Here is a 17,515-nt window from a genome sequence, read left to right on the forward strand (position 1 = left end):
TCCTTCCACCGGCCGCTAGGCACGCAGGTAGTGTTCAGTCAGGCCGCACCACAGTGCCGCACCGGTGAGCAGGATCTGATCGTTAAAATCGTAACCAGGGTTGTGCACCATGCAGCGGTCAGGTTCGTCACCCGCCCCGATAGTGAAATAGGCACCCTGAGGATTTTTTTCGAGCATAAAAGCAAAATCTTCGCTGCCCATAAATGGCGATACCGTGCCTACCGCATCTTCACCAAATAGTGAGGTCGCGACCTGCCGCACCATGGCATTAGCCTCAGGGTCATTTTTCAACACCGGGCTGCCGTTCACATGGCTCAGCGTCGCAGTGGCGTTAAAGCTTTCTGCCTGCGCCACGGCGATATCATGAATGCGTTGTAATACCGTACTGCGCACTTGCTCATTTAGCGTGCGAACCGTTAATTTCATCAGCACTTTGTCGTTGATGATGTTTGGCGCATGCCCGGCCTGAATGCTACCGACGGTGACAACCGCCGGTTCGAACGGGCTGATATTGCGTGAAACAATGGTTTGCAGCGCCAGCGTGATATGGCAGGCAACTACGGTGGCATCGACCGTGTGTTCCGGCACAGCGCCGTGACCACCGACGCCCTGAACTTCGATATGCAATGTGTCGGATGACGCCATCATCGCGCCATCGCGCAGGCCAATTCTGCCGAGTTTTTGTCCTGGCATGTTATGCAGACCAAAAATTTTGTCACACGGGAATGCATCAAACAGCCCATCTTCCAGCATCACCCGGCCACCGTACAGTAACTCCTCAGCGGGTTGGAAAATCAGATGCAATGTGCCATTGAACTGGCGTGTTCGCGCCAGATACTCAGCGGCATAAAGCAGCGTGGTGGTATGTCCGTCATGGCCGCAGCCATGAAAACGTCCGTCAGTCTGGCTGGCCCAGGGTTTACCGCTATTTTCCTGCATCGGTAACGCGTCCATATCCGCACGTAGCCCCAGCGTTTTATTGCCTTCCCCCACTTTTAGCGTTCCAACAACTCCCGTTCCTGCCAGACCGTAAGCCACGTCGTAGCCCCACTCTTCAAGCAACGCGGCGACCTGTTTGCTGGTGCGGTGCTCCTCAAATCCGATTTCGGGTTGCTGATGAAACTGGCGACGAAGTTCGATAAAACGTGCTTCCTGTGTTTGTAATGCCTCTACGATAGGATGTGTCATTTTTGTTATACCTTTATTGCCTCACAGTAGTTACTGTCGAGTTTATGTGGTGAAAGAGGCTTTAAAGTGTCGTTTTTTGTTTTATATTGACGGGAAATGAAGCGACTATTTTTCATACTGTTTAGTTATGACAAAAATAACCTGTTTATTTTTGTCTCAGGAGCGTGATGTCATGCCTCATCAGGTCAGCGATTTTTCTGTGAGCGTCGAAGATATTCGTCATAAAACGCAAGATGAACAACCGTGCCTGAAGTTAATATGGCTATTGCAGGGCGAGGTCATTCTCGATGCCCCCGGCGGCACACTTTCTCTGGTTGAAGGCGACCTTGCCATGGTGAACCCTATGCAGCGCTGGCGGCTGCAAAGCCAACGGCCTAATACCATCATGCTTCTGAGCATCACGACAGGCTGGTTAACGCGTATGGATCCGCAGTTTCTGGCCTGTGACTACCAAATTTCGCAGCCAGACAGTAAACCTGAACATCAAAACAAACTGCGCACGCTGATGCGACAGCTTCTTATTTCCCACTTGCTCAATCATGATGCCAGTGCCCGCCTGGAAGCCAACCGCTGGTTAAGTGAGATCATCCTGCTGCTGGCAATGCATTTTCAGCAACCGCGTAAACCCGGGGTGTCAGGCAATAACATGCTCTGGAGCCCGCGTATTCGCCAGGTCGTTGCCCGTATTGAATCGCAGTACAGCCAGCGCTTATCGCTGGCGGAAATCGCCCGTGACGAGCGGGTATCCGAGGCATGGCTCTCCCGACTCTTTCATAAGGAAGTGGGGGTGAGTTTTATGCAATACACCACCGCATTGCGCCTGCAAAAGGCGGAGGAGCAGCTTCTTTCGAGCACGACGTCGGTGCAACGGATAGCGCTCGAACAAGGGTTCGCCAGCTCCCGGGTGATGAGTGATTTGTTTAAACGCCGTCATGGCAAGACACCACGCCAATACCGTCAACAACACCGCACTACGCCAAACGGCAATCGTGGCCGGGAGATGCGACCTGAAGAAGCCCTGCCTGTTGCCACCGATGTCCTCTTTTCGCTTCTCAACAGAACAGAAAAACAGAGTGCCGAAACATCGCCCCAGCTCCTGCATTATCAGCCCTCACGAGAAATCCGTATTGATACACTGTCCCGCCGCCGGCAGTCGTTACGCCACGCGCCAGTCGTGGTGACAGTACGCGAACTTGACGATCTTCTGCGCGAGGACGTTCGTCGAAACCTTGAGATGCTCCATCAGCAAATCCCCATCTACGGGATTGATATCCACGAGCCATTTTTGAGCAGCGCACTTTTCAGTGAAGGCTGGGATACGCCACTCACCACCGAATGCGCATGCTGGTATCCGCTGCAACAGGTGTTTACTTTCCTTTCACGCATGGGCTGGCATGTTTTATTGCATACTAATCTGACAACCCGGCCAGATCTGTTGCGCCAGTTTTTACGCATGTCAGTCCAGCACTTCCCTGCCTCCACGCTTGCAAGCTGGCATTTTGTCTGGCACTGGTCAACGCAGGCATCCGGGGAAACGCGTCAAAAGGTCTGGATGCAGCAACGTGACATCATTCGCGCACATTCACCCGACGCGCTATTGGGTATATGGCATCGTTTTACCGCGCCGGAGCACGCGTTAGCAGATTTGACTCTTCTCGACTCCACCCTGCTGAAAGAGGCCGATTTTCTTGCCTGCTCTGCAAATGCAAACGAAGGCATCCGTGAACAGCCTCTCGATTCCCACCAGCTTGCCGCCGCGGAAAACTCCCCGGTGGATAAAATTCGTCAAATACACCATACGCTGCGTCAGCGTCACCTCACGTTGCCGATTTGGTTGTTATCCTGGAATACGTTAACCGGTGCGACACGCCGAACGAACGGAGAGTTCTTTCGTGGCGCGTTACTCATGAATAATTTGATAGGGCTCTCAGAGCGCACAGGGATGACCGGTTTCTGGCTAAATTCCGCCCTGCAACGCGAGGCGCGCAACAATGGAACCTTCGATACATCAAGTCTGTCGCTGTACTACCATCATGGACTCCCGCGGCCAGTTTACTGGGTGCTGTGGCTTTGGCAGCGTCTAAAAGGGGAAATATTGGTCAATGATAAACAGACTCTGCTGCTGCATAACCGGGGGCGTTACCAGCTTTTGTTACGCAATCCTGTCGTTTACAACCCCTGGCTTTCCAGCGAAGAGACATTTATTCAGCGTTTCCGCCAGTATTATCCTCTGCAAGTCGGCGTACTGAGTGGAAAATGGAAGATAAAACGGCATCTTTTCGACCAATATCACGGTGCGCTATTTCCGCGGCTCGAAGCCATCGAAAGCAGTAGCGGCCCGGATGAAGAGACCTGGTCATGGCTGGCTCACACCACTCGCCCTGCGCTCAGCGTGCAGGAAATTGATGTGGCGGAAAACTGGCAGCTTGCCGACTCACTGGAGAGCAATGCGCTGGTGCTATATGAGTTAACCCCCCTGAATTGATGACTTTTAAAGCGGTTGCACGCAGACATTTGTACCTGAGCGCCTGAAGTGCGATACACTTTGCAGATCACTCTAAAATACAAAAACATTATGCGCCTGAATTTGTCATCCCTCCTGGCGGCGTTAGGGTTAGTTTGTGGTCAGGCCGTTGCTGCACCGCCTTCACCTCTGCCCGCCAGCGCCGACATTCGCGATAGCGGCTTCGTCTACTGCGTCAGTGGGCAGGTCAACACGTTTAACCCGCAAAAAGCAGGCAGCGGCCTGATCGTCGATACGCTGGCCGCCCAGCTATACGACCGACTGCTGGATGTCGACCCTTATACCTATCGGCTGGTACCAGAGCTGGCAGAACGCTGGGAAGTGCTGGATAACGGCGCGACTTACCGTTTCCACCTGCGCGATGATGTTCAGTTCCAGAAGACCCGCTGGTTTAAGCCTACCCGCACGCTTAATGCAGATGACGTGGTCTTTACGTTCGAGCGCATCTTTAATCGCGATCATCCGTGGCATAACGTTAACGGCGGAAGCTTCCCCTATTTCGACAGCTTACAGTTTGCCGATAGCGTACAGAGCGTGCGCAAGCTCGATAGTCACACGGTAGAGTTTCGCCTTAACCGCCCGGACGCCTCCTTCCTTTGGCATCTGGCGACCCACTATGCGTCGGTGATGTCTGCGGAATACGCCGGGAAATTAGCCAAAGAAGATCATGAAGAGTTACTGGATCGTCTGCCGGTAGGAACCGGGCCATTCCAGCTTTCTGAGTATCGCACCGGTCAGTACATTCGGTTACAACGTCACGAACATTTCTGGCGCGGTAAACCATTGATGCCACAGGTTGTTGTCGATTTGGGTTCCGGTGGCACCGGGCGTCTGTCGAAACTATTAACCGGTGAATGTGACGTGCTGGCCTGGCCTGCTGCCAGCCAGTTAACCATTCTGCGCGATGATCCGCGTTTGCGCCTGACGCTGCGCCCGGGAATGAACATCGCCTATCTGGCGTTCAATACCGATAAGCCCCCGCTGAACAACCCTGAAATCCGTCACGCGCTGGCGCTATCTATCAATAACCAACGCCTGATGCAGTCTATTTATTACGGGACGGCGGAAACAGCAGCATCAATTTTGCCTCGCGCCTCCTGGGCGTATGATAACGAGGCTAAAATTACCGAATACAGCCCGGAAAAATCGCGGCAGTTGCTGAAATCGCTCGGCGCAGAAAACTTAACGCTCCAGCTTTGGGTGCCCACGACCTCGCAGGCATGGAACCCGAGCCCGCTGAAAACCGCCGAGCTGATTCAGGCTGATATGGCGCAGGTTGGCGTGAAAGTGGTGATTGTGCCGGTGGAAGGCCGTTTCCAGGAGGCGCGCCTGATGGATATGAACCATGACCTGACGTTGTCCGGCTGGGCAACAGACAGTAACGACCCGGACAGCTTCTTCCGACCCCTGCTGAGCTGTGCGGCGATTTCGTCGCAAACCAACTTCGCCCACTGGTGCAACCGCGAATTTGATGATGTGCTGCGCAAAGCGCTGGCATCGCAGCAGCTCGCCTCACGCATCGATGCCTACGACGAAGCCCAGCAGATCCTGGCGCGTGAACTCCCCGTGCTGCCGCTCGCCTCATCACTGCGTTTACAGGCCTACCGTTATGATATTAAAGGCCTGGTGCTGAGTCCGTTCGGTAACGCTTCGTTTGCAGGCGTGTCGCGGGAGAAAGAAGATAAGGTGAAAAAACCATGATCATTTTTACCCTTCGCCGTTTGCTGCTACTGCTGGTAACGCTTTTTTTCCTCGGCTTTGTCGGCTTCAGCCTGAGCTACTTCACACCGCATGCGCCCTTACAGGGCGCGTCGTTCTGGAACGCACTGGTGTTCTGGTTCAATGGTGTACTGCATTGGGATTTTGGCGTCTCCAGCATCAACGGGCAGTTAATTTCTGAGCAGTTAAAAGAAGTTTTCCCGGCCACCATGGAGCTGTGCATCCTTGCCTTTGGGTTTGCGCTTCTGGTGGGGATCCCGGTGGGCATGGTAGCCGGCATCACCCGTAATAAATGGCAGGATAAATTTATCAGCGCGCTGGCTCTGGTCGGTTTTTCCGTGCCGGTATTCTGGCTCGCGCTGCTTTTCACCCTCTTCTTCTCGCTAACTCTCGGCTGGCTGCCGGTGTCCGGGCGTTTCGATCTGCTCTACCAGGTAAAAAGTGTGACCGGATTTGCCCTGATTGACGCCTGGCTTTCTGATTCACCGTGGCGTGACGAGATGATTGCCAGCGCACTGCGTCATATGGTGCTCCCCGTGCTGACGCTGGCCGTCGCCCCCACTACGGAAGTCGTTCGCCTGATGCGCCTGAGCACTATCACCGTGTTCGATTCCAACTACGTTAAAGCGGCGGCCACGCGTGGCGTTTCGCGCCTGACAATCCTGCGCCGTCATGTGCTGCATAACGCGCTGCCGCCCGTTATCCCGCGCCTGGGGCTGCAATTCTCCACCATGCTGACGCTGGCGATGATCACCGAGATGGTGTTTAGCTGGCCTGGCCTGGGACGCTGGATGATCAACGCCATTCGCCAACAGGATTACGCTGCGATTTCCGCCGGCGTGATGGTGATTGGCTCACTGGTGATTGTCGTTAACGTCATCTCTGATATTTTGGGTGCAATGGCTAACCCTCTGAAACATAAGGAATGGTATGCCTTACGATAGCGTCTACATCGAGAAGCGCCCGCCCGGTGCGCTGCGCACCGTGTGGCGTAAATTCTACGGCGACACCACGGCGATGATCGGCCTGTACGGCTGTGGCGCGCTGGTGTTGTTGTGCGTGTTCGGTAGCTGGTTTGCCCCTTACGGTATCGATCAGCAGTTTCTCGGTTATCAGTTACTGCCGCCATCCTGGTCTCGCTATGGCGAGGTCTCTTTCTTCCTTGGGACAGACGATCTGGGTCGCGATGTGCTGAGCCGCTTACTCAGCGGTGCGGCGCCAACGGTGGGCGGCGCCTTTGTCGTTACGCTCGCGGCCACGCTTTTTGGCCTCGTACTGGGCGTATTCGCCGGGTCTACACATGGCCTGCGTTCAGCGATGTTGAACCACATTCTCGATACCCTGCTGTCGATCCCGTCGCTATTGCTGGCCATCATTGTCGTCGCCTTCGCCGGGCCGCATCTCTCGCATGCAATGTTCGCCGTCTGGCTGGCGCTGCTGCCGCGTATGGTGCGTTCTATCTACAGCATGGTTCACGATGAACTTGAGCGTGATTATGTGGTTGCCGCCCGTCTGGATGGCGCGTCCACGCTGAACATTTTATGGTTTGCCATTTTACCCAACATCGCGGCAGGACTGGTAACGGAGATCACGCGCGCGCTGTCGATGGCCATTCTCGATATCGCCGCACTCGGTTTTCTCGACCTTGGCGCCCAACTCCCTTCCCCGGAATGGGGGGCGATGCTGGGTGATGCGCTGGAACTGATCTACGTCGCACCGTGGACGGTAATGCTGCCAGGTGCCGCAATTATGGTCAGCGTACTGCTGATTAACCTGCTGGGCGACGGGATCCGCCGCGCCATCAATGCGGGGGTGGAATAATGCCTTTACTGGATATTCGTAATTTAACCATTGAGCTGAAAACCAACGAAGGCTGGGTGAAGGCCGTAGACCGCGTCAGTATGACCCTGGCCGAGGGCGAAATTCGCGGGCTGGTCGGGGAGTCCGGCTCGGGGAAGAGCCTGATAGCCAAGGCAATTTGCGGCGTCAACAAAGACAACTGGCGCGTTACCGCTGACCGTATGCGCTTCGATGATATCGACCTGCTGCGCCTGTCCAACCGTGAACGGCGCAAGCTGGTAGGCCATAACGTGTCGATGATTTTTCAGGAGCCGCAATCCTGTCTCGACCCGTCGGAGCGAATCGGAAAACAGCTCAGGCAAAACATCCCCGGCTGGACTTACAAAGGCCGCTGGTGGCAGCGTTTTGGCTGGCGTAAACGTCGCGTGATTGAACTCCTGCACCGCGTGGGCATTAAAGATCACAAAGACGCGATGCGCAGTTTCCCCTATGAATTGACGGAAGGTGAATGCCAGAAAGTGATGATTGCCATCGCACTGGCGAATCAGCCGCGCTTATTGATTGCCGATGAACCGACCAACGCAATGGAACCGACCACGCAGGCGCAGATTTTCCGCCTGCTGACGCGTCTCAATCAGAACAACAACACCACTATTTTGCTTATCTCGCACGATTTGCAGATGCTCACTAAGTGGGCGGATAAAATCAACGTCATGTACTGTGGGCAAACGGTGGAAACAGCACCCAGCGAAGACCTGGTGACGATCCCTCATCATCCGTATACCCAGGCGTTAATTCGCGCGATCCCCGACTTCGGTAGCCCAATGCCGCATAAAAGTCGCCTGAATACGATGCCGGGCGCAATCCCATTGCTTGAGCAGTTGCCAATAGGCTGCCGCCTGGGGCCGCGTTGTCCATATGCCCAGCGTGAATGTATTGAAACACCGCGTCTGACCGGTGCGAAAAACCATCTTTTCGCCTGTCATTTTCCGCTGAACATGGAGAGAGAGTGAAGTGGTCGAAACATTACTTGAAGTTCGCAATCTGAGTAAGACCTTTCGCTATCGTACCGGCTGGTTTCATCGGCAAACGGTTGAGGCGGTAAAACCCCTGAGTTTTACGCTGCGTGAAAAACAGACGCTGGCGATAATCGGCGAGAATGGCTCCGGAAAATCTACGCTGGCAAAAATGTTGGCCGGGATGATTGCGCCCACCACTGGCGAGTTATTGATAGACGATCACCCCCTGCACTACGGCGATTACTCTTTCCGCAGTCAGCGGATTCGTATGATTTTCCAGGATCCCTCTACCTCGCTGAATCCACGGCAGAGAATTTCGCAAATTCTCGATTTCCCGCTACGCCTGAATACTGAACTGGAAGCGGAAGAACGGCGAATACGAATTATCGAAACGCTGCGCATGGTGGGGCTGCTGCCGGATCACGTCAGCTACTATCCCCATATGCTGGCACCAGGACAAAAACAGCGTTTGGGGCTCGCGCGGGCGCTGATCCTGCGTCCGAAAGTGATCGTCTGCGACGAAGCGCTGGCCTCGCTGGATATGTCGATGCGCTCGCAACTGGTGAACCTGATGCTGGAATTGCAGGAGAAACAGGGTATTTCATATATCTATGTCACTCAGCATTTAGGGATGATGAAACATATCAGTGACCAGGTGCTGGTGATGCATCAGGGTGAAGTGGTCGAGCGCGGCAGCACCGCCGATGTGCTGGCCTCACCGCTGCACGATCTCACAAAACGCCTGATAGCCGGGCATTTTGGCGAGGCATTAACGGCGGATGCGTGGCGGAAAGATCGGTAACTGATGGCGGCAACACGCAAAAATTTCATGACCAAACCGGCACAGATTAAGTGGTCGGATTAACTCTCCCGGCGACTCATGCTAGAATCGCCGCGATTTAACGACGGCTCGCCGTTTTCAGGCAGGTCGCCACAACAATGAATATAAGGATTAAAAGCTATGGGTTTTCTTTCCGGTAAGCGCATTCTGGTGACTGGCGTTGCCAGCAAACTGTCCATCGCCTACGGTATTGCACAAGCGATGCACCGTGAAGGGGCTGAACTGGCATTCACCTATCAGAACGAGAAACTGAAAGGCCGCGTAGAAGAGTTTGCTGCACAACTGGGCTCCAGCATCGTGCTGCCGTGTGACGTGGCTGAAGATGAGAGCATCGAATCCCTGTTCACTGAACTGGCGAAAGTATGGCCGAAATTCGACGGTTTCGTTCACTCTATCGGTTATGCTCCGGCTGACCAGTTAGACGGTGACTACGTTAACGCAGTTACTCGCGAAGGCTTCAAAATTGCGCACGACATCAGCGCATACAGCTTCGTTGCGATGGCAAAAGCTTGCCGCAGCATGCTGAACCCGGATTCCGCCCTGCTGACCCTCTCCTACCTGGGTGCAGAACGCGCTATCCCGAACTACAACGTGATGGGTCTGGCGAAAGCATCCCTGGAAGCCAACGTGCGCTACATGGCTAACGCGATGGGCCCGGAAGGCATCCGTGTTAACGCCATTTCTGCGGGCCCGATCCGTACTCTGGCCGCTTCCGGGATCAAAGATTTCCGTAAAATGCTGGCGCACTGCGAAGCGGTTACGCCGATTCGTCGTACCGTTACCATTGAAGATGTCGGCAACTCTGCGGCATTCCTGTGCTCCAACCTCTCTGCCGGTATCTCCGGTGAAGTGGTTCACGTTGATGGCGGCTTCAGCATCGCTGCAATGAACGAACTGGAACTGAAATAAGTTCTTTGCCCTTCCGCGTCGGCGGAAGGGCTTCCCCTCCCCCCGTTTTTCCCTCTGTTATTCCAGTAAGTTATTAATTAGTACCGAACAATATTTTCTCCTATCGCGCGCTTACGCCAGGATATTTATCCATAACGATCCGGTGTTGCCTCTCATTCTTGCATCGGTTCGCCACTTACCATTCAAGGAATGCCCATGGAGCAACGCCGCGCTTACGGTAAAAGCCACTGGTATCATGAGACCCAGTCCCGATCGCAACACAGTGATGTTCTGCCCCTGGTGCCTGAAGCCGCCCACGTTGAAGATCGCTTTTTGTTGGGATTACAGCTACCGGAATCATTGCAACATGCGTGTAAATCCTGGCTGAGCGCGGGGCGGGATCTGGCGCAAGAACTGTTTCCCGAGGAAGTTGCCGTTAGCCGTCTGCGTACTTTTAGCGCCTACGACCGCCTTAGCAGCGCCCTGACGGTCGCACAGGTCTGCGGGGTACAACGGCTCTGTAATCACTACGCCGCCCGCCTGGCGCCGCTTCCAGGCCCGGATTCCTCGCGTGAGAGCAACCATCGATTGGCCCAGATCACCCAGTATGCGCGCCAGCTTGCCAGTTCCCCTTCAGTTATCACCCCTCTTGCCCGCCAGCAGCTCGATGATGTCGGCCTGACGTCCTATGACATTATTCTGATTACCCAGATTGTGGGTTTTGTTGGTTTTCAGGCGCGTGTGGTCGCTAATTTTCAGGCACAGCTTGGGCAGCCGGTTCGTTGGATCCCTGGAATGCCGACGCAGGAAGATGCCAGTGCCGACATTTTTTCCGCGAAATCAAGTACATGGCAGAGTGACCTGCCCGCCGTCGATGAACGTTACGCCAGTAAAACCCAGGCAATGGCTCTGCGACGTTGGCAATCACAACCTGTACTCTCGCAACTGGTTCCTTTTCTTGTGCATGAAGAACGTATCCTGGAAGGGCTTGGGTTGTTGATTAACGCACTGCCCGCCGCCTCGCCTCTGCACGCGCTTGCAGCGCTGGTTCCTGCCCGTATTAACGGCAGCGTGTGCTGCTTCAACCACTATAGCTCGCAGTGGCAAGGTGCCAGCGGGTTGCCCGACGCAATTCGTAACGGCGATCGCGCCATTCAGGCATGGTGTCATCAGTATCCCCGGGAACAGGCCGTTACGCAGGCTATCGGTCTTTTAACCCGCGCCCCCGACCGTTTTAGCCCGGCGCAGTTTGCGGCACTGACGGAGCAAGGCGTTCGTGAAAAAGAGAGTACTGAGATACTCACCTGGAGCGCTCTCTTTGGCTGGCTCAACCGCCTGAGAATCGCGCTGCGAAGCGAGTCGCTACCGGAGCAAAGGATGAAAGAGCGCTTGCCGCAACAGTAAGAATCGCGTAAAACTGTCAGCCGCTCTTTCGACCAAGAAAATAGATCATTATGCTTCAGGATAACCCGCTGCTCGCGCAGCTAAAACAGCAACTTCACTCCCAGACGCCGCGCGCAGAAGGGGTCGTTAAAGGCACGGAAAAAGGATTCGGTTTCCTCGAAGTCGATGCGCAGAAAAGCTACTTTATTCCACCGCCGCAGATGAAAAAAGTGATGCACGGCGACCGTATTGTCGCGGTGATCCATTCTGAAAAAGAGAAAGAGAGCGCCGAACCGGAAGAACTGGTCGAGCCGTTCCTGAGCCGCTTTGTCGGTCGAGTACACCGGAAAGATGACCGCCTCTCTATCGTTCCCGATCACCCGCTGATCAAAGATTCCATTCCATGTCGCGCCGAGCGCGGCGTGACGCACGACTTTAAAGAAGGCGACTGGGCCGTGGCGGAAATGCGCCGCCACCCGCTGAAAGGCGACCGCACCTTCTACGCAGAACTGACCCAGTTCATCACCTTTGGCGACGACCATTTCGCGCCATGGTGGGTGACGCTCGCACGTCATAATCTGGAAAAAGAAGCGCCGGACGGCGTGGCAACAGAGATGCAGGACGAAGGTCTGGAACGTCGCGATCTCACCGCGCTTGATTTTGTTACTATCGACAGCGCCAGCACCGAAGATATGGATGATGCGCTGTATGTGGAAGAAGCCGCAGACGGCAAGCTGAACCTGACCGTCGCGATTGCTGACCCTACCGCATGGATTGTGGCAGGCAGTAAGCTCGACCACATCGCCAAAGTTCGCGCCTTCACCAACTACCTCCCGGGCTTTAACATTCCGATGCTGCCGCGCGAGCTGTCAGACGATCTCTGCTCGCTGCGCGCCAATGAGGTTCGCCCGGTTCTGGCCTGCCGCATGACGCTTGCCGCCGATGGCGCCATTGAAGACGACATCGAATTTTTCGCCGCGACCATCGAATCGAAAGCCAAACTGGCCTACGACGATGTCTCTAACTGGCTGGAGAAAACCGGCGACTGGAAACCGGAAAGCGAAAATATCGCGCGCCAGATAACCCTGCTGGAGCGCGTCTGTCAGGCTCGCAGCGAGTGGCGTAGTACCCATGCGCTGGTCTTCAAAGATAGACCGGACTACCGCTTCATACTCGGTGAGAAAGGTGAAGTGCTGGATATCGTCGCAGAGCCGCGCCGTATCGCCAACCGTATCGTAGAAGAGTCGATGATCGCGGCGAACATCTGCGCGGCGCGTGTGCTGCGCGATAAACTCGGCTTCGGTATTTATAACGTGCACACCGGGTTTGATCCGGCGAACACCGAGGCGCTGGCCTCCCTGCTGAAAAACCATGACGTGCACGTTGATCCGACGGAAGTATTAACCCTGAACGGCTTCTGCAAACTGCGTCGTGAACTGGATGCGCAGCCGTCAGGCTTCCTGGACAGCCGTATTCGTCGCTTCCAGTCCTTCGCGGAAATCAGCATCGCGCCAGGCCCGCACTTCGGGTTGGGTCTTGAAGCTTACGCAACCTGGACCTCCCCGATTCGTAAGTATGGCGATATGCTGAACCACCGTCTGCTGAAAGCTATCATTAAAGGCGAAAACGCCGAGCGCCCGCAGGATGATGTCACCGTGCAAATGGCGGAACGTCGTCGCCTGAACCGTATGGCTGAACGTGACGTCGCTGACTGGTTGTATGCGCGCTACCTGAATCCGCAGGCGGGCAAAGAGACACGTTTTGCCGCCGAGATAATCGATATCAGCCGTGGCGGTATGCGTGTGCGTCTGGTTGATAATGGCGCGGTAGCCTTTATTCCGGCACCGTTCCTGCATGCCGTGCGTGATGAAATGGTATGCAGCCAGGAAAATGGCACCGTGCAAATCAAAGGCGAAGTGGTCTATAAAGTGACCGACGTTATTGACGTAACCATTGCTGAAGTACGCATGGAAACCCGCAGCGTCATCGCCCGTCCGGCGGTTTAAGCCTGATAACACAGCGGCTTCGGCAACGAAGCCGCTTTTCTCTTTATGTTGTATCGTCTGCTATTTTTTTCTCTTCTCTTTTGCCGCTATTTTTAGCATCATTGATTTCATTCAAATTTCTAAACAGGGTCACGCCATGTCCAGTCTTGATGCCCATCAGGTTGCAAAACGTATTGATACCGTACTTGATATCCTGGTTGCCGGTGACTATCACTCTGCAATCAATAATCTGGAAATTCTGAAAGCGGAACTGTTGGCACAAATTGCCGATCAACAAAATACCCAAACAGGTCAGCCGAAATCCCCGTGGGAAATCTGACGCCGTTCACCGTGCGATAATGCGCTAAACTCATGGCGTATTTTCGCCCCCGACTTTTGATACAAAATTGATTATGAATGCCCGACAACAATCCATCCTGCAAATGGTCATCGATAAAGGCCGCATGAGCGTCGCCGATCTGGCCAAAATGACTGGCGTCTCCGAGGTCACGATTCGTCAGGATTTAAACCTGCTGGAAAAAGAGAGCTATCTGCGGCGCACCCACGGATTTGCTGTTCCCCTGGACAGTGAAGATGTAGAAACGCGCATGATGAACAATTTTTCACTCAAGCGTGAACTTGCAGACTTCGCCGCGTCCCTGGTGCTGCCGGGCGAAACGGTCTTTATCGAAAATGGCAGCAGCAACGCCCTGCTGGCCCGAAGGCTGGCTGAGCAACCGGATATCACGATAATTACGGTTAGCAGTTACATTGCCCATCTGCTTAAAGAGATGCCGGCAGAAGTGATTCTGCTGGGCGGGATCTACCAGAAGAAAAGCGAAAGCATGGTGGGCCCGCTGACCAGACAGTACATTCAGCAAGTTCACTTCAGTAAAGCCTTCATCGGCATTGATGGCTGGCAGGCCGCAACTGGCTTTACCGGCCGCGATATGATGCGGGCAGATGTGGTGAACGCGGTGCTGGAGAAAAATTGCGAGGCGGTCGCACTGAGCGACAGCAGCAAGTTTGGCGTTACCCATGCCTATCCGCTGGGGCCTGTAAGCCGGTTCAACCGGGTGATCACGGATGACGCGCTGGCAGCAGAACAACAGGCTGAACTGGAAAAATCAGGGCTGACTGTCGATATTGTTAAACGCCCGTAGTTCAGCGCCTTCCGCTCCTCTCCCCCATGGGAGAGGAAAAACATCCATTCATCGTATTGATATCCCACCACCGCTATGAGATTTTTCCTAGGGTTCAATTAAGACTTTTTACCTGTCGGATATACACCAAAAACGTAAAATTAATGTTAGCGATATAACAGGAAGTAACTATCACTTGCGTGACTAAGTAAAAGTTTTACAACCTGCGCAACATGTTTCACGAGTAAAGCCGTTTTATCTCTGGCCTAAAGCTATTATTAAAAGGCTTCTTCCGTGAATCGAATATTCAGGAGAAAATACGATGACTTCTATGAACAAAAAAATCACTGCAGCGGTTATCGCTGCCACTTTAGTAATGTCACTGAGCGCATGTTCTAACTGGTCTAAACGTGACCGTAATACCGCAATTGGCGCAGGTGCTGGTGCTATCGGCGGCGCGGTATTAACTGACGGCAGCACCCTGGGTACCTTGGGTGGCGCAGCAGTCGGTGGGATTATCGGCCATCAGGTTGGCAAATAATTACCCGACCGAAAAAGAATTCAGGGCCGCGATAATTATCGCGGCCCTTTTTGTTGATTAGCCACCCGCCAGTTTTACCTTCAGCCCTTTTGCTTCCAGTAATGTTTTCAGCAAATCGCGTTTATCGCCCTGAATCTCGATTACGCCATCTTTCACGGAACCACCGCAGCCACATTTCTTTTTAAGCTCTGCCGCCAGTTTTGCCAGGGCTTCATCATCCTGATCGATGCCGGTAATCAGGCATACGCCCTTACCCTTGCGACCGCTGGTCTGGCGTTGAATACGGACAATACCATCGCCCTTCGGGCGTTCTGGCGTAGTTTTCGCTTCTTCAATACGCCCGCTGTCGGTGGAATATACCAGCCGGCTGTTGGAATCGCTCATTACGCCTCCTTATGCAGCGACGCGTTGATGTTACGCAGGGTCTGCGCAGGATCTGCCGATTGCGTAACCGGACGCCCAATAACCATGTAGTCCACGCCCGCTGCCAGCGCCTGCTCAGGGGTCATAATACGACGCTGGTCTCCCGCAGCGCTGCCTGCCGGGCGAATACCAGGCGTAACCAGCTTAAAGGCCTGACCCAGTTCCTGTTTGAAGCGCACCGCTTCCTGCGCTGAGCAAACCACGCCATCAAGGCCGCAGTCTCGCGTTAGCTTCGCCAGTTTGGCGGCATAATCAGCCGGTGACAACGTCACGCCCAGATCCTGTAAGTCACTGGCTTCCATACTGGTCAGAACGGTCACTGCAATCAGCAACGGTGCTTCTTTTCCAAAGGGCAGCAGCGCTTCACGCGCGGCCGTCATCATACGCGCCCCGCCGGATGCATGCACATTCACCATCCACACCCCCAGCTCCGCCGCGGCTGCGACTGCGTGGGCCGTTGTGTTCGGGATATCGTGAAATTTGAGATCCAGGAAGATATCAAAACCACGCTGTTGTAAATCGCGCACAAACTGCGGGCCAAACAACGTGAACATCTCTTTCCCGACTTTAAGGCGGCAATCGCGGGGATCGATTCGGTCGACAAACGCGAGCGCTTTATCGCGGTTATCGTAATCGAGAGCAACAACAACGGGAGAGGATGTGACAATACGGGAAGAAGATGAAGCAGTAGACGTCATGACCAGACCTTCTTGTTGATGGGCGCCCGGCTATTCAGGCGCAGAAAAGGTAAACGGCGAGCATTCTACCTGCGAGTGGAACAAATTGACAGGCGCGATTCGCCCTGCTGACCATTGCATGCTCGATGCTAAATTCGCGAAGGAAAAAACCAAAGAGTATGTTGTAACTAAAGCAGGTATTTTTTTAAATATCACTGCCCGTCGAGACCACGGATTGGCTTAACGGTTGACCATGCCCGGCATGACGGGCAATGCCAGTAAAGGGTATACGCGGTGAAACCACATTTCTGGCAACGATAGCGCGGCTTACTACGGATCTGTTCGCCGACCATGTCACGCAGCACCATCAGGCTCTCTTTCGCACGCCCTTCTTCGGCTTCATTGAGGTGATAGTCCATCAGTTTATGGAACACGCGCATCGTGGGATGACGCTGTAACTGACGGGTGACATACGTTTGCGCCACATCGCCGGTTTCGCGTTGCTCAAGCACCTGCGCCAGCATCAGTTCCGCCGTCGCGCCGGTATTTTCTTCTACACAGCGTTGCAGGAAGGCATCCCATTCGTCGGTTTTACCCAACTGCTGATAACAGGTTTGCAGCATCTCCAGCGTTTCGCTGACCAGTTCTTTATCTTGATCGATGACGCGCAGCAGGCTTTCACGGGCTTTAGCATAATCGCCCTTCGCCATCCAGACGCGGCCCATCATGATAGAGACGCGCGCGCTGGAAGGATCTGCCGCGGCCCCCTTCTTCAGCAAGTTCAGCGCCTTATCCATCTCATCGTTGCCCATCTGCTGCAAAGCCAGTTCACACCAGAAATGCGCGATCTCACCACGATGTTTATCTTTGCCAAGTTTGACCAGTCTTTCGGCGACGTCGATCGCCTTCTGCCAGTCACTGGTAAGCTGGGCAATTTGCAGAAGCTGTTGCAGCGCGCTGACGCGAAAATCGGTTTCATCGACGAGCTGGTTAAACATATCTTCAGCACGGTCATAGAGCCCCGCAGCCATATAGTCGCGGCCAAGTTGCTGCACGGCCAGCAGGCGTTGGTCATAGGTGAGCGAGGCGCTTTCCATGAGTGTCTGGTGGATACGGATGGCGCGGTCAACCTCGCCGCGTGAACGGAACAGGTTGCCCAGCGTAAGATGGGCTTCAACGGTGCCGGTATCTTCTTTCAGCATGTCGAGGAAGAGATCGACCGCTTTGTCCTGCTGGTTACTTAAGAGAAAGTTAACCCCTGCCACATAATCACGTGACAAACGGCTCGCTTCGTCCTGTTTGGACTGTTGTGCACTTCTGCGCCCCATGTACCAACCATAAGCGGCGGCGACGGGCAAAAGCAGAAACAACAACTCCAGCATAAA

General features: G+C 54.3%; 16 protein-coding genes. 12 read left to right on the plus strand and 4 right to left on the minus strand.

The features are described from left to right. Positions 1-15 precede the first annotated feature (15 nt). Positions 16-1,188: a M20 aminoacylase family protein gene (locus VSR74_RS03385; RefSeq protein WP_347793393.1), complete on the minus strand. Its 1,173-nt coding sequence runs from the start codon at positions 1,186-1,188 to the stop codon at positions 16-18. Positions 1,189-1,360: 172 nt separating this feature from the next. Here VSR74_RS03385 and VSR74_RS03390 point away from each other — a divergent pair, with 172 nt between their 5' ends. The 12 genes from VSR74_RS03390 to osmB all read left to right on the plus strand — a co-directional run bounded on the left by VSR74_RS03390 (position 1,361) and on the right by osmB (position 15,030). Further along, complete coding sequence (locus VSR74_RS03390) at positions 1,361-3,673, plus strand: helix-turn-helix domain-containing protein (RefSeq protein ID WP_347793394.1); 2,313 nt, start codon at positions 1,361-1,363, stop codon at positions 3,671-3,673. A 90-nt stretch (positions 3,674-3,763) separates the two neighbouring features. Next, complete coding sequence (gene sapA / locus VSR74_RS03395; RefSeq protein WP_347793395.1) at positions 3,764-5,413, plus strand: ABC transporter substrate-binding protein SapA; 1,650 nt, start codon at positions 3,764-3,766, stop codon at positions 5,411-5,413. Continuing rightward, positions 5,410-6,375: a putrescine export ABC transporter permease SapB gene (gene sapB, locus VSR74_RS03400; RefSeq protein ID WP_347793396.1), complete on the plus strand. Its 966-nt coding sequence runs from the start codon at positions 5,410-5,412 to the stop codon at positions 6,373-6,375. The genes sapA and sapB overlap by 4 nt, the downstream gene beginning before the upstream one ends. Beyond that, positions 6,362-7,252, plus strand: coding sequence for a putrescine export ABC transporter permease SapC (gene sapC / locus VSR74_RS03405; RefSeq protein ID WP_347793397.1), 891 nt, complete (start codon positions 6,362-6,364; stop codon positions 7,250-7,252). Before sapB ends, sapC begins: the two co-directional genes overlap by 14 nt. Then, positions 7,252-8,244, plus strand: a complete 993-nt coding sequence (gene sapD / locus VSR74_RS03410) for a putrescine export ABC transporter ATP-binding protein SapD (protein WP_347793398.1) — start codon at positions 7,252-7,254, stop codon at positions 8,242-8,244. Before sapC ends, sapD begins: the two co-directional genes overlap by 1 nt. A 1-nt stretch (position 8,245) precedes the next feature. Next, on the plus strand, positions 8,246-9,052 hold the full coding sequence (gene sapF / locus VSR74_RS03415; RefSeq protein ID WP_347793399.1) for a putrescine export ABC transporter ATP-binding protein SapF: 807 nt from the start codon (positions 8,246-8,248) through the stop codon (positions 9,050-9,052). Positions 9,053-9,211: 159 nt separating this feature from the next. Then, positions 9,212-10,000, plus strand: a complete 789-nt coding sequence (fabI, locus tag VSR74_RS03420) for an enoyl-ACP reductase FabI (RefSeq protein ID WP_347793400.1) — start codon at positions 9,212-9,214, stop codon at positions 9,998-10,000. A 195-nt stretch (positions 10,001-10,195) separates the two neighbouring features. Next, on the plus strand, positions 10,196-11,383 hold the full coding sequence (locus VSR74_RS03425; RefSeq protein WP_347793401.1) for a CMD domain-containing protein: 1,188 nt from the start codon (positions 10,196-10,198) through the stop codon (positions 11,381-11,383). Between the two features lie 50 nt (positions 11,384-11,433). Next, complete coding sequence (locus VSR74_RS03430; RefSeq protein WP_347793402.1) at positions 11,434-13,368, plus strand: exoribonuclease II; 1,935 nt, start codon at positions 11,434-11,436, stop codon at positions 13,366-13,368. A 136-nt stretch (positions 13,369-13,504) separates the two neighbouring features. Then, positions 13,505-13,687 (plus strand): YciZ family protein, encoded by a 183-nt coding sequence (locus VSR74_RS03435; protein ID WP_347793403.1) that lies wholly within the window; start codon positions 13,505-13,507, stop codon positions 13,685-13,687. 73 nt (positions 13,688-13,760) lie between these two features. Next, on the plus strand, positions 13,761-14,510 hold the full coding sequence (gene yciT / locus VSR74_RS03440) for a DNA-binding transcriptional regulator YciT (RefSeq protein ID WP_347793404.1): 750 nt from the start codon (positions 13,761-13,763) through the stop codon (positions 14,508-14,510). Between the two features lie 301 nt (positions 14,511-14,811). Further along, a complete protein-coding gene (gene osmB / locus VSR74_RS03445; RefSeq protein WP_347793405.1) occupies positions 14,812-15,030 on the plus strand; it encodes an osmotically-inducible lipoprotein OsmB in 219 nt (72 codons plus the stop codon). Between the two features lie 57 nt (positions 15,031-15,087). Here the strand turns inward: osmB and yciH are convergent, their stop codons facing one another. The 3 genes from yciH to lapB all read right to left on the minus strand — a co-directional run bounded on the left by yciH (position 15,088) and on the right by lapB (position 17,512). Then, a complete protein-coding gene (gene yciH, locus VSR74_RS03450) occupies positions 15,088-15,414 on the minus strand; it encodes a stress response translation initiation inhibitor YciH (protein WP_347793406.1) in 327 nt (108 codons plus the stop codon). Then, positions 15,414-16,151 (minus strand): orotidine-5'-phosphate decarboxylase, encoded by a 738-nt coding sequence (gene pyrF / locus VSR74_RS03455; protein ID WP_347793407.1) that lies wholly within the window; start codon positions 16,149-16,151, stop codon positions 15,414-15,416. The genes yciH and pyrF overlap by 1 nt, the downstream gene beginning before the upstream one ends. Before the next feature lie 191 nt (positions 16,152-16,342). Beyond that, the gene (gene lapB, locus VSR74_RS03460; protein ID WP_347793408.1) at positions 16,343-17,512 is read right to left on the minus strand and encodes a lipopolysaccharide assembly protein LapB; all 1,170 of its coding nucleotides are present in this window, start codon (positions 17,510-17,512) and stop codon (positions 16,343-16,345) included. Positions 17,513-17,515: the final 3 nt, after the last annotated feature.

It is taken from the genome of Pseudocitrobacter cyperus (assembly GCF_039889165.1).
GTDB lineage: Bacteria > Pseudomonadota > Gammaproteobacteria > Enterobacterales > Enterobacteriaceae > Pseudocitrobacter > Pseudocitrobacter cyperus.

Coding starts and splice junctions, on each gene's coding strand:
- VSR74_RS03390 (WP_347793394.1), top strand. CDS start 1,361: ATGCCTCATCAGGTCAGCGATTTTTCTGTGAGCGTCGAAGATATTCGT.
- pyrF (WP_347793407.1), bottom strand. CDS start 16,151: ATGACGTCTACTGCTTCATCTTCTTCCCGTATTGTCACATCCTCTCCC.
- VSR74_RS03430 (WP_347793402.1), top strand. CDS start 11,434: ATGCTTCAGGATAACCCGCTGCTCGCGCAGCTAAAACAGCAACTTCAC.
- lapB (WP_347793408.1), bottom strand. CDS start 17,512: ATGCTGGAGTTGTTGTTTCTGCTTTTGCCCGTCGCCGCCGCTTATGGT.
- yciT (WP_347793404.1), top strand. CDS start 13,761: ATGAATGCCCGACAACAATCCATCCTGCAAATGGTCATCGATAAAGGC.
- VSR74_RS03425 (WP_347793401.1), top strand. CDS start 10,196: ATGGAGCAACGCCGCGCTTACGGTAAAAGCCACTGGTATCATGAGACC.
- VSR74_RS03435 (WP_347793403.1), top strand. CDS start 13,505: ATGTCCAGTCTTGATGCCCATCAGGTTGCAAAACGTATTGATACCGTA.
- yciH (WP_347793406.1), bottom strand. CDS start 15,414: ATGAGCGATTCCAACAGCCGGCTGGTATATTCCACCGACAGCGGGCGT.
- sapC (WP_347793397.1), top strand. CDS start 6,362: ATGCCTTACGATAGCGTCTACATCGAGAAGCGCCCGCCCGGTGCGCTG.
- sapD (WP_347793398.1), top strand. CDS start 7,252: ATGCCTTTACTGGATATTCGTAATTTAACCATTGAGCTGAAAACCAAC.
- fabI (WP_347793400.1), top strand. CDS start 9,212: ATGGGTTTTCTTTCCGGTAAGCGCATTCTGGTGACTGGCGTTGCCAGC.
- osmB (WP_347793405.1), top strand. CDS start 14,812: ATGACTTCTATGAACAAAAAAATCACTGCAGCGGTTATCGCTGCCACT.
- sapB (WP_347793396.1), top strand. CDS start 5,410: ATGATCATTTTTACCCTTCGCCGTTTGCTGCTACTGCTGGTAACGCTT.
- sapA (WP_347793395.1), top strand. CDS start 3,764: ATGCGCCTGAATTTGTCATCCCTCCTGGCGGCGTTAGGGTTAGTTTGT.
- VSR74_RS03385 (WP_347793393.1), bottom strand. CDS start 1,188: ATGACACATCCTATCGTAGAGGCATTACAAACACAGGAAGCACGTTTT.